Here is a 14,599-nt window from a genome sequence, read left to right as displayed (position 1 = left end):
TCCTATCTATTATTTTTTATTTTGCTTAATTAACCGCAGCGCTTCTTTCAATGCTTTTTCGCCATCCATCATGCCATAAATTTCTGGCGCAATTGCAGCGACAGGAATCCCTTGAGGAGCAAATTGTTCTTTTGTTTTTTCTAATAAAAAACGGACTTGTGGTCCTAATAAAATAGCAACAGGCTTCTCTGCTTCAACCACTTCTTGTGCTCTTGCAATAGGAAAAGCAGTAATCATTAAAGGCATTTGATGTTTTTCCACCACTTCCATCATTTTATTCACCATAATACTTGTAGACATTCCTGCATCACAAAAAAGATAAATTTGTTTTTTACTCATGTTCCTTCACTCTCCTCATTTATTCAATTGGTGCTTTGATTCTTTTTTCATAGGCCGCTAACCATTCTTGTGAAATCGGCTGAATCTCTGTGGTATGATTCTTGCCTGGATTTGCAATATAGATTTCTGGTTGCTGCATATCAGTACCAACCGTAAAAGTAAATTCCACATTCGTAGCTACGCCCCAGTCTCCCTGTTTGTTCATGGCCACTAGTGAAAAAGCTCCTGCTTTCCCATAACGTTGGGTCAATTTTTCATGAAAAGCATAGACGGCTTGATCACATGCTTGTTGTGGCGAGCACCCTTCCCCCATTAAACGGACGATTTCATAAGAAAGACAGCCTTTCATTAAATCTTCACCTAATCCTGTAGCCGCAGCACCACCAATTTCGCTATCAACATAAAAACCAGAACCTGACAGTGGTGAATCACCAACACGTCCTGCTTTTTTCATGAAGAGTCCCGAACTGGAAGTGCCAGCTGCCATTGATCCTGTTTGGTCTAACGTAATAGCGCCGACAGTATCATGCCCATCATAGGGGTTCAACTGATTTTCCTGAATTTCTTTTAAACGCTTTTGCCACCATTGATTAGCGCGTTCTGTCAACATATTCTTTCTTTCAAAACCGTGCAACATTGAATATTTCGTTGCACCTGCGCCAACACGAAAACTATTAAACTTCTCTTTACTTAATGCTTTAGCCACTGAAATCGGATTTTTAACATCTGTAATTCCTGCCACAGCACCAATTGCAAATGTGTCTCCATCCATATAAGCAGCATCCATTTCTAAAATCCCTTCCTCATTAGGTAAACCGCCGTAGCCCACTGACTTATAAAAAGGATAGTCTTCTACTTCTTTAATTAATTGTTCCACGGCCGTGCCTGCAGCACCTCCTTGTTGTAATTCTTCTGTAGCTTTTAGTAACCCATCATGTGCCATCCGCCATGTCGCAATTGCACCCCAAGTCATTTTCCATCCGCCCTTTCGTTAACGCTTACATTTCTCCACCATTATAAACTAGTATATACTGTTTTGTATATACTGAAAATGAAATTTTATACAGAAAAATAGAAGATACACGTATGCGACCTCTACGAAACACATTGGCTTCTTCTCATACGTGTATCTTCTATTGGTTTTATGCTTCTGTTAATGCAATCATCGCTTGCATATAGATTTCCAGATTAAGCAGTAAATCTTTTTCATCCATATATTCATCTTGGTTATGCGCAATGCCTTTTTGACCAGGAAATGATGGACCAAAAGCAACGATATTCGGCATAAAACGAGCATACGTAGCACCTGTAGTTGTGACTGGCGTCCCATCTAAGCCAGTAATTTGTTCATAAACCTTGGTTAATTTTTGAACATTGCGCTCATCTTTTGGAAACAGCGTACTAGGGAGGCGGCGGATGACGGTCACTTCACTTTCTGGAAATAGTGCCTTCGTTAGCTGCGTGGTTACTTCGTTTTCTGTAATAGAAACAGGATAACGCACGGCCAATGATAACACCAACTGCTGTCCTCGTTTTTCCAACGCATAGGGCGTTAAAATCAATTGCCCACTATCCTGATCCTTAAAGTCTAGAGCTACTCCTTCGCCATAGTGCTTTTCGTGAAAACTAGCGGTTAACCAGTCGAAATACTGTAATAAATTTCCTTTGACTAACTGTTCCTCGCTAATTTTCTGTGCCAATAAAGTAATCGCGTTCTTGCCTAGTTCTGGCGCATTGGAAGGAGCACGTTTTCCCGTGATTGCTGTTGTTTTTCCTGCAATCACCACACTTAATTGATCAGGCACATGGTCTTTTGCTTGATCACCTATAATCTGACCAATTTGTTCACTTGAATCATCTGGGATGGTCGTTGTGATTTCATAATTAACAATCCCTCGCTCCCCATAAACTACTGGATATTTACAATCTGGAGTAAATCCAAAAACGGGTGCGTTTTCCTCCTCTAAATATAAGGGGATATCTCCACTCCCACTTTCTTCATCCGTGCCAAACATTAAGCGAATGGTTTTCTTTGGTTGGTAACCAAGTTCTTTCAGTAATTTCATTCCATACAGGCAAGCCAAGATAGGACCTTTATTATCTAGAATTCCTCTACCATACAAACGTTGATTTTTTTTCGTTAATTGAAAGGGCGGCACTGACCAACCAGAACCTTCTGGTACTACATCTAAATGACCAATAATTCCCAGATATTCTTCCGCTGTTCCCCATTGCGCATAGCCAACTGCGTCATTGACAATCCCAGTTTGAAAGCCATAACGCTCTGCCAGTTTCAGCGTTTCTTCCAAGGCTCTTTTCGGTCCTTCACCAAAAGGTGCCTCTTTTTTAGGCGACCCTTTCACACTTCGAATCGCGATAATTTTGTTTAAGTCTTCATAAAATAAATCTTTTTGAGCGGCTATTTCTTCTTTTATCTTCATTCGTTCCAAGAACCTCCTAGCTCCACTTGGTTGTTTTCAGACGGGCTATAGCGGGTCAGTGTGTTTTTAAACGTGTACCGATCTGCTCGATATAAAGAGACATCATATAAAATAGGAGTTGCATCAAGCGCATAGGTGATAGAGTGGACTTGTAAAAGTGGTTGGCCCACAGGAACATTCAATAATTCTGAAATTTCCGCTTCAACTAAGATTGCTTCAATTTCTTGATGCGAATAAGCAATCTCGACGTTCTTCTCGATTAAGCAGAAAAGAGAGCCCTCGAAGTCTTGCTTCGTATGGCCTTGTACGTATGCCTGTGGCAAATAAATTTTTTCAACTGTCATTGGTTCGCCGTCTAACATTCGGCGGCGAATCAGTTCATAAATTGCCTCATTTTTGCCTACTTGGAGCGCCTCCCGAATTTTCTCAGCGGGATGTACTACTTCTTCAAAGGAAATGACTTCTGTCTGGCTTTTTTTCCCGTAAGCTTTGGCTGCCTCAGTAAAACCTTGTAAGCCAGCGCGACCACTTTGAATTTTCGCTTGCGACATCACATAACTACCTTTACCATGTCGTTTTACCAAAATATTTTTGCGGATCAAATCATCAATCGCTTTACGGATGGTCAAGCGACTGCAGTTATATTCTTTAGCTAAATCATATTCTGAAGGTAATTTTTGTGCACTTACATACAGACCGTCTCGAATCTTCTTTTCAATTTCTGCAGAAATTTGCTTAAATTTGGGTGCATTTTCTGTCATTTCATCGCCTATCTTTCTTCAAAAAAATAAATTTTCTAGTATATACCACACTGTCTATACTAAATCAATTTTTAAGAAACCGCAATCATTTGTTGCGTTTCTTAAAAATCAAAAAAAGAAAGCGAGCCACAAGTCGGTTGGACTTGTGGCTCGCTTTTTTAGGAAAAAATGTGTTATTTCCCTTTCATCCGTTCTTTGCCTTCTTGACACATATAGAGTAGCGGACAGGCTTCACATTTAGGCGCTCTTGCTAGGCAGTGATAACGCCCAAAGAAAATCATGGTATGGTGCGTTTTCACCCAGAGTTCTTTCGGAACTTTACGCATTAATGTCTGCTCAACTTCAGTAACATTCGCATTTAGCTTACAAATTCTAAGGCGCTTGGACACTCGTTCCACGTGTGTATCTACTGCAAAAGCCGGTTCGCCGAAAGCATCTCCCATTACTACATTGGCTGTTTTTCTCCCCACGCCAGGTAAACTGACCAGTTCATCTCTGGTTTGCGGAACTTCTCCATTGAAACGTTCTAAAAGTTGTTGTGCGCACGCTTTAATATTTTTTGCTTTATTGCGATATAAGCCAATGGTTTTTATTTTATCAATAATCTCCTCCACCGGCGCAGCTGCTAAAGCTTCTGGTGTTGGAAAAGCTGCGAATAAACCAGGAGTCGCTTTATTTACCGATACATCGGTTGCTTGCGCACTTAAAATCACAGCAATTAATAATTCAAAAGGATTCTTATGTTTTAATTCACATTCTGCATTTGGAAACATCTCATACATAATTTCAATAGCTTCCATTGTTTTCTCTTTTGATAGCATGGCCCACCTCCTTTTTATTCACTGTCTTCTGGATTTAACCAATTGTGTAATGTAACCTTTGGCAACGATTCTTGTGTCTGACCTTGTTGTTCAATCTCATTTTGAATCATAGAATCTTTTCGTTTTTTCTGATCAGCAGCAACTTGTTCTTTGGTGGTAATATTTTTACGCTCCCACGCAAGTAAAATACGATCAATATATTTCAAACTATACGCCTGATTTAAAACAGCTTCTCGCAACGCTAACCGGATTAATTCAGGGGAATAATGGTCCGTGTTCAACCACTGACCAATCATTTCTAATTCAATTGGTGAAAGTGGACGTCCGAATTCTTTTTCAAAGCCTTGGTAAAGCTGTTTAATTTCATCTTCGTGGTTTGCGACAACTTGTTTTTCTTTGCTCGTTTGTAAAAATAATTGAATCTTTTGAAAAACAGGCAGTAAATCATACGTATCCATCATTTGACCTTTTTGGTTTTGTTGTGTTTCAATTCGAATAAATCCGCGAGAAACCAATTGATTTAACAACTTATAAATCGTATCTGGCGTTTTACCCATCGTCTCTGCAATCGCCATTAAGTCTGGAAATAAATCGCCTGCATTTTGCGAACGAAAAAGTTGCAGTAAAAAGAGAAATTCATCATCTTTCAAACCAATTTTTTGGTAATGATCAAATAGTAAGTTTGAGATTGTTGTTTCACCAGCTTCTAAATATTCACGAATTGATAACATTGTTGTTGTCCACTTCCCCTTGCTTGTTTCACTTATTGCACTTGATAAACATCAAAATAAATAGCTTTCATATAATCAATTAAATAACTAGGATTCAATTCTTCTCCCGTTGCATCATAAATTAATTGATTTGGTTTACGTGAAGCGCCGTACTGATGAATATGTTGTGTTAACCATTTACGGATATCAGAATAATCCTCCGAAGCTAAAATTTCATCAACAGATAATTCTTGTTTCATTGCGTGAAATAGTTGCGCGGCGTACATATAACCCAAGGCATAAGATGGGAAATAACCAAAGCTACCTCCAGACCAATGAACATCTTGAAGGACACCTTCTAAATCATTTTCAGGTGATACGCCTAAGTACTCTTGGTATTTTTCGTTCCACACTTTTGGCAAATCAGCGACTTCCAAAGAACCATTAAATAACATTTTTTCAATTTCATAACGAATAATGATATGCAAAGGATAGGTGAGACTATCGGAATCAATCCGAATCAAACTTGCTTTCGTTTCTTTTAAAGAAGCATAGAAATCTTCAAAAGCAATATCATCAAAAGTACCTTCTGCGCAGTCTTGGAAAAACGGGTATTGTTTTTGCCAAAAAGCCCGGTTGCTACCAATGATAATTTCATTAAAGAGCGATTGTGATTCGTGAATCCCCATAGAGGCACCTTCGCTTAGCGGCGTAAAGTCAAATTTAGGATCAAAATTTTGTTCATACATCCCATGACCCGCTTCATGAATCACACCAAATGTTGCCATTGAGAAATTATTTTCTTCCCAGCGCGTAGTAATCCGCGCATCATTTCGATTTAGAGCTGTCATAAATGGATGAACTGTATCATCTAATCGTCCTTTTGAAAAATCATAGCCTAATTGCTCAACCACACCAATCACAAAACGGCGTTGTTGTTCTTTGGTCATTTTTCTAGATAAAAAGTCAGTTCTAGGCGGCGTACCTTTTTCTGCCAAAACGGTCCGAATCTCTTGAATCCCTTGTTTTACTTGGTCGAATACTTGGTCTAGTTTCTCAACCGTCATCCCTGGTTCAAATTGATTTAATAACACATCATACGGAGTTTTTTCTTCTTTTTGCCAATAAGGAATGAACTCTTTTTGGAACGCAACGACCTTCGTTAAGGTTTCTTCTAACAAGCCGAAATCTTGTGCAGCGCGTGCTTTTAACCAATCTGTATGTGCTTGGTTTAATACTTTAACATATTCTTGCATACGTTCAGCTGGAACATTTTTATTCAAAGCATATTCTTCTTTTACTTTTTCAAAAACCAGTTTCCCTAATTCAGATAATTCTTCAGGGCGTGTCTCAAAATAGGCCAATGCTTCTTGAATAACTGGGCCAATACTTCGTTCAAAATATAATCCGGTTAAATACCCTTCTACTTCTCCTCGAAAAGGACTACTTTTTTCTGGCATCCCAGTTGATGAATCCCAGTCTAATAATGTCAAGGCATTTTTTAGTAATTGAATTTCTTTCACTTCTTGTAAAAATACAGCTTCCTTCATTTTTTTACACCAGCTTTCTTAGTCTTCCCGTGGTTTTCTTGGTGGACGTGTTCCCCAGTATTGGAATAAATCTGTTCGTAAGGCTCCGTTGTAAAGCTTCCGTTTTTTAGTAGCTTTGGCACCATAATATTCTTCAAAAGCAAGATCACTCGTCAGTATATACTTGCTCCAAGTAGTTAACGGACGGAAAACATGGCCCATTTCTTTATACAAACGACGAACACTTTCCTCTTCTCCTAAACGCTCACCATAAGGCGGGTTAGCTACCATTACACCATATTCCTTCTCGGTTGTAAAATCTTTTAATGCCAATTGTTTAAAGGTAATTGAATCACCTAAACCAACTTCCTCAGCATTCGCTCGTGCGACTTCAATCATTCGACCATCAACATCTGAGCCACAGATATCTAATTCAACATCGTAGTCTGCCTTTGCCTCGGCTTCGTTACGTACTTTTTCAAAAATTGCTGGATCAACCCAATCCCATGTTTCACAAGTGAAACTACGATTAAAGCCAGGGGCAATGTTATGGCCAATTAATGCTGCTTCAATACAAATTGTTCCAGAACCACAAACTGGATCATAAAAAGGACGATCTTTGCGCCAATTGGTCAACATCACTAAAGCAGCTGCCATGTTTTCCTTAAGAGGTGCGCCCCCCTTTTCAATGCGATAGCCTCGTTTAAATAAACTTGGCCCAGTCGTGTCCAACGTCAACGTCACTTTATCTTTTAGCAGAGCCACTTCTAATTTAAACAAAGCTCCTGTTTCAGTTAAGGGCACCGTCGCTGGACGATGGTAAACTTCTCTTAAACGGTTAACAATGGCTTTTTTGGTGATGGCTTGGCAATCAGGAACACTATACAATTTTGACTTAATTGATTTACCTGCAACTGGAAATTCTGCATCTAAAGGCAAATAATCTTCCCAAGGAAGTGCTTTAACTTTTTCAAATAATTCATCAAAACTATAGGCGTTAAATTCGCCAACGACGATTTTAATCCGATCTGCTGTCCGTAGCCATAAATTGGCAGTAGCAATTGTTTCAACAGTGCCTTCAAAGACGGCCCGGCCATTTTCTACTTCACAGGGAATCCCTAAATCACGCAATTCTTTTCCAACTAATGCTTCTAAGCCACTAGCAGCCGTTGCAACAAGTTTGAATGTTTTTTCTTTCGTCATAAAAACTCCTTCTTGACTCTTTTTTATTGTCTGGAGCTAACAGTCCTGCCGACTACTGCTCCGCTTGTTTTTTATAATTGTCCGCTTTCTCTGAACTAAACGGTCCTGTCCCGGCCTCTTTAGAACAGACAGCTTACTACTTTTATCTCAGTTTCTTTATTTTAACATTTTTTTATTCTTTTCGTAAAAAAAGCCTTCACAACTACGTTGGAAGGTCTTCCTGAATTACTTGTAATTTTCTATAAGCCATGTTCTGTATCACCAATTCTTCAGGAAAAATTGGTGACGGTCATCATCTATCTGCAGAGTAAACTCTGCCTCTTCTACTCGTTCATTTCCTTTAGAAGAGCGCCCCTACCATTGTTTGGGTTGCTCGCTCGAGGGGTTTACCGCGTTCCACCGATGGAGTTTCCCACATCGCTTCGTCACTGTGGCACTTTCAAGGATACTTTGACATAGTCGAAACCTTAGTCATTTTTCCTGCCGTTACTCTAAAAGAGTACCTTAGCTTATGATTTCGCTAAGCACGAACACTACAAGCATCTCAGCTTGTGCGAGCATGGACTTTCCTCAGCTTGCAAAAGCAAACCGCGATCACCCGAAAATTACAAATCTGTTTAAACGAACAGCAAAAATTTATACACTAAAACAAGTGTCCGCTATTCTAACAAATGCTTTCTGTTCCTCGTGAAAACTTGACTTAAATTGTCTTGTTAAAATTGACGTGTTTGTGCATTATCAACATCATGATTCGCTGGTTCTGCAGGCATTGACGGTGCAGAAGGCGTTACAGGTGTTGAAGGTGTTTCATCTAACTTTTTACCAAAAACTTCACGCTCTAAGTTTGATAAACGTTTTAAAATATCAAAGTTGGTCACTGCTGCACTTTTTGGTACTTCTTGAGCAACACGAGGCGTTGGTTGGGCTTTTGATAATTGGTCTAATTTTGCCATTAAGCGGCTGTTTTCTTCTTGCAAGCTTAATAATTCTTTATTATAAGCTTCGTAGTCTTTAATGACATTGTCTAAAAATTCGTCTACTTCAATTGGGTCATACCCGTTCATCATTTTCGTTTTAAATTCTTTTTGTAAAATGTCTTTAGGACTATATACTAAATTTGCCATGTTTACACCTCATTTGTTTATTTACGATAGAAAATTTCATAGTTCCACAAATACTATTGTAACGAAAAATAGCTAGAAAATCAAACAGATTCTCTAATCAATCACCGAGTTTTGTAAATCATCCATTGTAATTAAGCGAATATCATAGGGTTCTCGTTCCGAAAAATGTTGTGCGTCCTTTAAAAAATACTCCGTTTTGCCAGGGTACTCTTTGTCATAAATAAGTAAGCTGCCCCCAGAATGTTCCAAAAGAAATTTTGTATGCATTTTTAATTGTGCTGGCGATTGATAGGGCTGGTGACTTACTGAGTTGATATAATCAGCCAAACTTTCCGCTTTCGTTAACAGTTCTCGATTTTGTTCATTCCAATTATTGCCAAAGTCTTTAAATGGATAAAGCAAACCTAGCTGGACTTCTGGATATTCCGTTTTTAATTCCCCAACTACTTCAGCTGTCCAAAGTTCAACACCTAAATTGCCAGAAATCAAAATCCATTCTACTCCCGCTTCAATATAACTGGCTAACTCTTTTTTTAAGACATTTTTAATAACTGTGATTTTCGGGTCTTTTCCTTGAAATATCCCCAATTCAAAGCTGCGATAACCGGTGACATAGAGGGTTTTTATCATTTCCATAAGTCATCCCTTTTCTTTCAGGTCTTTTTTTTGGTATAATACAGGCTAGGAGTGTGATAAACGTGACGTTCCATTATCCTAACGGAATACCTTATAATCATCATGAAGCACAATCACCAAAAAAACAAGTAAAAAAGAAACGCCCCGTTGAATTTGGTAATCGCGGGATGGATTTCGAAGAAGCGATCAATCAAAGCAATCAATATTATCTATTGAATAAGCAAGCAGTCGTTCATAAGAAACCCACTCCTGTTCAAATTGTTAAAGTAGATTATCCCAAACGAAGTGCGGCTGTTATTAAGGAGGCCTACTTTAGACAAGCTTCAACGACTGATTATAACGGTGTATATCAAGGCCGTTACATAGATTTTGAAGCGAAAGAAACGAAAAATACCACGTCCTTTCCCTTTAAAAATTTTCATCAACATCAAATTGATCATATGGAACAATGTATAGCACAACAAGGGATTTGTTTTGTGCTATTATGGTTTTCAAGCTTAAAACGCTGCTTCTTTTTTAGTGGTGAAAATCTAATAACGCATTGGAAAAACCAAGCAGTTACTGGAAAAAAATCTATGCCGCTTGCACTCATCGAGAAAGAAGGAATTGAATTATCTTTTGGAATCGCACCGCGAATCCCTTATCTCGACGCAGTGGAACAATATATTCAGACACACTAGATTCATAAAGTTTTGAAAGTATAACAAAGGAGTTGCTATTTATGCCAACCGCAAATTCAGGCTCGCGAGCTGCTAGACATGCATCCAACACCTCATCGAAGTCGAGTTACAAGAAAAAGACACAACCGCCGAAAAAGAAAAAACGGCTTGTTTTAAAAATCTTTCTTGGCTTACTTATCGCTGGGATGGTCGCTTTTTTAGCAGGCGTTGGTCTTTTTTGGTTCTATGCACGACAAGCCCCAAAATTAGAAGATGACAAACTGAATGCGACAGTTTCATCGAAGCTTTACGATATTAATAATGAAATTTTTGAGGATTTAGGCGCAGAAAAGCGTGAATTAATTCAACCAAATGATGTGCCTCAATTATTAAAAGATGCCATTGTTTCTGTCGAGGACCGTCGTTTCTATAAACACATTGGTGTGGATCCGATTCGGATTATCGGTTCTGCCCTTTCAAATGTCAAAAATGGTGGATTACAAGGCGGAAGTACCTTAACCCAACAATTAATTAAATTGTCCTACTTCTCTACAAAAGAATCTGACCAAACCTTGAAACGGAAAGCACAAGAAGCATGGATGGCTGTTCGTTTAGAACGTGAAAAATCAAAAGAAGAAATTTTAACTTACTACATTAACAAAGTCTACATGGCGAATGGTTTTTATGGAATGGAAACAGCGGCTGAAAATTATTATGGTAAACATTTATCTGAACTTGATTTACCACAAACGGCCCTACTGGCAGGAATGCCACAAGCGCCAAACTCATATGATCCCTATACAAAACCAGATACTGCTAAAGAACGCCGAGATGTCGTACTCTACACAATGTACGACAATAAAAAAATCTCGAAAGCAGAGTACGAAAAAGCTAAAGCGACCCCAATCGATGAAGGCTTAGTGCCATTAAAAGCCAGTGATGACAATCGAAAAGTCGTAGATAATTATGTCAAAGAAGTAATCAATGAAGTGAAAGCAAAAACTGGTAAAAATGTTTACACAGACGGACTAGATATCTACACAAACTTAGATATGAATGCCCAAAAACAACTTTACGATATTGTCAACAGTGATCAATACGTTGCGTTTCCAGATGATAAAATGCAAGTGGCTTCAACCGTTATTGATGTTGCCTCTGGACAAGTCCGAGCACAGATTGGTGGTCGTCACATTCCTGATGATGTACAATTAGGAAACAATTTAGCTGTTAACACCCAACGTGATGTTGGTTCAACCGTGAAACCAATCATGGATTATGGTCCCGCAATTGAGAATTTAAATTATTCGACAGGTCGCCTCATGGTGGATAAACCAACGAAATATCCTGGTACCGACATTGATGTCTTCAACTCTGATTTAACATATCAAGGCGTCATTACTATGCGCCGTGCGATTATGGGTTCTCGTAACACCACCGCGGTCCAGACGTTTGATGAAGTTGGTAAAGAAAACATCATGCCTTTCATTAAAGGACTAGGAATTGACTATAAAAACTTAGAAGCCTCGAATGCCATTTCAAGTAACACAAGCGATGTAGATGGCGATAAATATGGAATTTCCTCATTGAAGTTAGCAGCAGCTTATGCGGCTTTCGCCAATAACGGGATTTATAACAAACCGTATTACGTAAACAAAGTCGTTTTCAATGATGGAACTAGCGTTGATTATCAACCTGATGGTAAACGTGCGATGAAAGACTCTACCGCCTATATGATGACGGATATGTTAAAAGATGTTTTAAACGGCGGAACAGGATTTAACGGCGCCATTCCAGGCTTAATCCAAGCGGCCAAAACAGGGACTTCTAACTATACTGATGAAGATTTAGCGCGAATGGGCACAACAGAAAAAGGAATTGCCCCGGATAGTACCTTTGTTGGTTATACAACACACTATGCCGTTTCTGTTTGGACTGGATACAATGATCGAAATACACCAATCTATCAAGAATACTATGGGATTGCCTCGGATGTTTATCGTGAAATAATGAGTTACTTGTCTCAAAATGTTTCAAACGATGACTGGGTGCAGCCAGACAGTGTTGTGCGGGTAGGTAATGAATTATACGTGAAAGATGCCTATGAGGTACCAAATGTACAAGTTTTACCAAGTACTACCTCTTCAGCACCACAGCCGGAATCTAGCAGTACGGTGGAATCCTCTTCCACAAAAGAAGCGGAAAGTTCATCAAGTTCTAGTTCAGAAAGTGCGCCTTCTTCCTCTGAAGCGCCACCATCAACCGAACAACCGGCAAGCTCTTCCTCAGCAGAGCAACCGGCAACATCGGAACAACCACCTGAACCATCAAGTTCTAGTTCACAAGAACCGCCGCAACCACCTGAAAGTAGTTCTAAACCAGATGAAAATAAAGCAGCATAAAAAGTACGGGGCTCACCATGAGCCCCGTACTTTTTTAGATTAAAAATGGACGAAGTGAACTGAATCACTTCGTCCATTTTTGCTTATTTACTTTCTTTATTTGCCAAAGCTGCACCAACAAATCCTTTGATTAAGCGTTGTGGGCGATTTGGACGAGAAATTAATTCTGGGTGGAATTGACAAGCCACAAAGAATTGTTTTTCAGGAATTTCAACAATCTCAACTAAACGATTATCTGGTGAAACTCCAGAGAAAACTAAGCCATTTTCTTCAAATAATTGACGATATTTGTTGTTAAATTCATAACGATGACGGTGACGTTCTTGGACAACATCTTCATTTCCGTATGCTGCCGCAGTTTTCGTTCCTTTTTTCAATTTACATGGATATAAACCTAAACGTAGTGTGCCACCTAAATTCTCGATGTTTTCTTGATCTGCCATTAAATCAATAATGTTATTTGTCACGTCAGGATTAGTTTCTGCAGAACCAGCATCTTCTAAGCCCACAACGTTACGACCAAATTCTACACAGGCCATTTGCATACCTAAACAAATACCAAGGAATGGTACGTCATTTTCGCGAGCAAAACGAATCGCTTCAATTTTTCCTTCAATTCCACGATCACCAAAACCACCAGGAACCAAAATACCATCTGCTGAGCCAATTCTTTCAGCGACATTTTCAGCAGTTAATTCTTGTGAATCAACCCAATCAATTTCGATATCTGAATCAAAATCAAACCCAGCATGTTTTAATGCTTCTACAACAGAAATATAGGCATCTGGTAATTCAACATATTTACCAACCAGCGCAATTTTTGTTTTCTTTTTCAAGTTAAGAACTTTTTCTTCTAATGCACGCCACTCAGTCATGTCTGCAGCCGGTGCATCCAATTTTAAATGATCACAAACAATTTGATCCATGTTTTGTGCTTGAAGTGCTAATGGAATGGAGTATAACGTTTCAACATCACGAGATTCAATTACCGCTTCCGGATTAACATCACAGAATTGTGCTAATTTGTTTTTAGTGTTTTGAGAAACAGGTAATTCCGTACGGACCACTAAAATATTTGGTTGAATCCCTAAACTTCTTAATTCTTTGACACTATGTTGTGTTGGTTTAGTTTTCATTTCGCCAGCCGCTTTTAAGTAAGGAATCAAGGTTGTATGGATGTACATTACATTGTCACTACCCATATCAGCTTTCATTTGACGCAATGCTTCTAGGAAAGGTAATGATTCGATGTCGCCGACAGTACCACCTACTTCTGTGATAATCACATCGGCATCCGTCATTTTCGCTGCACGCATGATTTTTTCTTTGATTTCATTGGTAATGTGTGGAATAACTTGCACTGTTGCACCTAAGTATTCCCCTTTACGTTCTTTACGTAAGACTTCTGAATAAATTTTTCCAGTGGTTACGTTTGAGTATTTATTTAAGTTAATATCAATAAAACGTTCATAGTGACCTAAGTCCAAATCTGTTTCGGCACCATCATCTGTGACAAAAACCTCTCCATGTTGGTAAGGACTCATTGTCCCCGGATCCACATTAATATATGGATCGAATTTTTGAATCGTTACTTTTAATCCACGATTTTTTAATAATCGTCCTAAAGATGCTGCGACAATCCCTTTTCCGATAGAAGAAACCACGCCACCTGTAACAAAGATGTATTTTGTCATAATAGTTAAAAACCCTTTCTTTGATAATATTTTGTAGAGAGAAGTAAAACAACTTTGAGACTCTTACGTTTCTCCAAATAAAAAAGAAACAAAAATAGAAAAGCTCCCTATCCATTACGAATAGGGAGCTTGTAAGTTCGTTCAAACTTCTGACCTTCTTAAAGGTGCCCAAGTAGTATAATACAAGCAAACGGACATCAGGTCAAGTACTTCTATTCAAGAAAATAATTTTTTCTATTTTCTCATTTTTCTTGGGCATTCAACTAAAAAGCTTGACTCCTTC

General features: G+C 38.7%; 13 protein-coding genes and 1 other RNA gene. 2 read left to right on the top strand and 12 right to left on the bottom strand.

Translation table 11 applies throughout. The annotated features are described in order from the left end of the window. Nucleotides 1-9: 9 nt before the first annotated feature. The 11 genes from IGK82_RS04935 to IGK82_RS04885 form a co-directional block, all read right to left on the bottom strand. Nucleotides 10-339, bottom strand: a complete 330-nt coding sequence (locus tag IGK82_RS04935; protein WP_002357981.1) for a PTS sugar transporter subunit IIB — start codon at nt 337-339, stop codon at nt 10-12. A gap of 19 nt (nt 340-358) precedes the next feature. Continuing rightward, the gene (locus tag IGK82_RS04930; protein ID WP_002380170.1) at nt 359-1,312 is read right to left on the bottom strand and encodes a N(4)-(beta-N-acetylglucosaminyl)-L-asparaginase; all 954 of its coding nucleotides are present in this window, start codon (nt 1,310-1,312) and stop codon (nt 359-361) included. A 169-nt stretch (nt 1,313-1,481) separates the two neighbouring features. Continuing rightward, complete coding sequence (locus IGK82_RS04925) at nt 1,482-2,780, bottom strand: Sapep family Mn(2+)-dependent dipeptidase (protein WP_010709336.1); 1,299 nt, start codon at nt 2,778-2,780, stop codon at nt 1,482-1,484. Beyond that, entirely contained in the window at nt 2,777-3,541 is a 765-nt protein-coding gene (locus tag IGK82_RS04920; RefSeq protein ID WP_002357984.1) for a GntR family transcriptional regulator, LSA1692 subfamily, read from the bottom strand. The genes IGK82_RS04925 and IGK82_RS04920 overlap by 4 nt, the downstream gene beginning before the upstream one ends. 173 nt (nt 3,542-3,714) lie before the next feature. Next, nucleotides 3,715-4,362: an endonuclease III gene (nth, locus tag IGK82_RS04915; protein WP_002407099.1), complete on the bottom strand. Its 648-nt coding sequence runs from the start codon at nt 4,360-4,362 to the stop codon at nt 3,715-3,717. Nucleotides 4,363-4,376: 14 nt separating this feature from the next. Beyond that, a complete protein-coding gene (locus IGK82_RS04910; protein WP_002357986.1) occupies nt 4,377-5,093 on the bottom strand; it encodes a DnaD domain protein in 717 nt (238 codons plus the stop codon). Between the two features lie 32 nt (nt 5,094-5,125). Then, the gene (locus IGK82_RS04905) at nt 5,126-6,622 is read right to left on the bottom strand and encodes a carboxypeptidase M32 (RefSeq protein ID WP_002357988.1); all 1,497 of its coding nucleotides are present in this window, start codon (nt 6,620-6,622) and stop codon (nt 5,126-5,128) included. Nucleotides 6,623-6,640: 18 nt separating this feature from the next. Next, nucleotides 6,641-7,804, bottom strand: a complete 1,164-nt coding sequence (locus IGK82_RS04900) for a THUMP domain-containing class I SAM-dependent RNA methyltransferase (protein WP_002357989.1) — start codon at nt 7,802-7,804, stop codon at nt 6,641-6,643. A gap of 237 nt (nt 7,805-8,041) precedes the next feature. Beyond that, nucleotides 8,042-8,410, bottom strand: an RNA gene (gene rnpB, locus IGK82_RS04895) — RNase P RNA component class B. Nucleotides 8,411-8,517: 107 nt separating this feature from the next. After that, complete coding sequence (gene gpsB / locus IGK82_RS04890) at nt 8,518-8,928, bottom strand: cell division regulator GpsB (protein ID WP_002363721.1); 411 nt, start codon at nt 8,926-8,928, stop codon at nt 8,518-8,520. Nucleotides 8,929-9,021: 93 nt separating this feature from the next. Beyond that, complete coding sequence (locus IGK82_RS04885) at nt 9,022-9,564, bottom strand: DUF1273 domain-containing protein (RefSeq protein WP_002360568.1); 543 nt, start codon at nt 9,562-9,564, stop codon at nt 9,022-9,024. 62 nt (nt 9,565-9,626) lie between these two features. On the opposite strand from IGK82_RS04885, the gene recU reads away from it, so the two are divergent. Together recU and IGK82_RS04875 are read left to right on the top strand one after the other, a co-directional pair. Further along, a complete protein-coding gene (recU, locus tag IGK82_RS04880) occupies nt 9,627-10,244 on the top strand; it encodes a Holliday junction resolvase RecU (RefSeq protein WP_002388848.1) in 618 nt (205 codons plus the stop codon). A gap of 41 nt (nt 10,245-10,285) precedes the next feature. Beyond that, the gene (locus tag IGK82_RS04875) at nt 10,286-12,622 is read left to right on the top strand and encodes a PBP1A family penicillin-binding protein (RefSeq protein WP_002360569.1); all 2,337 of its coding nucleotides are present in this window, start codon (nt 10,286-10,288) and stop codon (nt 12,620-12,622) included. Between the two features lie 83 nt (nt 12,623-12,705). Here the strand turns inward: IGK82_RS04875 and IGK82_RS04870 are convergent, their stop codons facing one another. Next, on the bottom strand, nt 12,706-14,316 hold the full coding sequence (locus tag IGK82_RS04870; protein WP_002357995.1) for a CTP synthase: 1,611 nt from the start codon (nt 14,314-14,316) through the stop codon (nt 12,706-12,708). Nucleotides 14,317-14,599: the final 283 nt, after the last annotated feature.

The sequence above is a fragment of the Enterococcus sp. AZ197 genome (assembly GCF_050556405.1).
Lineage (GTDB): Bacteria > Bacillota > Bacilli > Lactobacillales > Enterococcaceae > Enterococcus > Enterococcus faecalis.
This window is presented reverse-complemented; position numbering and strand designations above follow the sequence as displayed.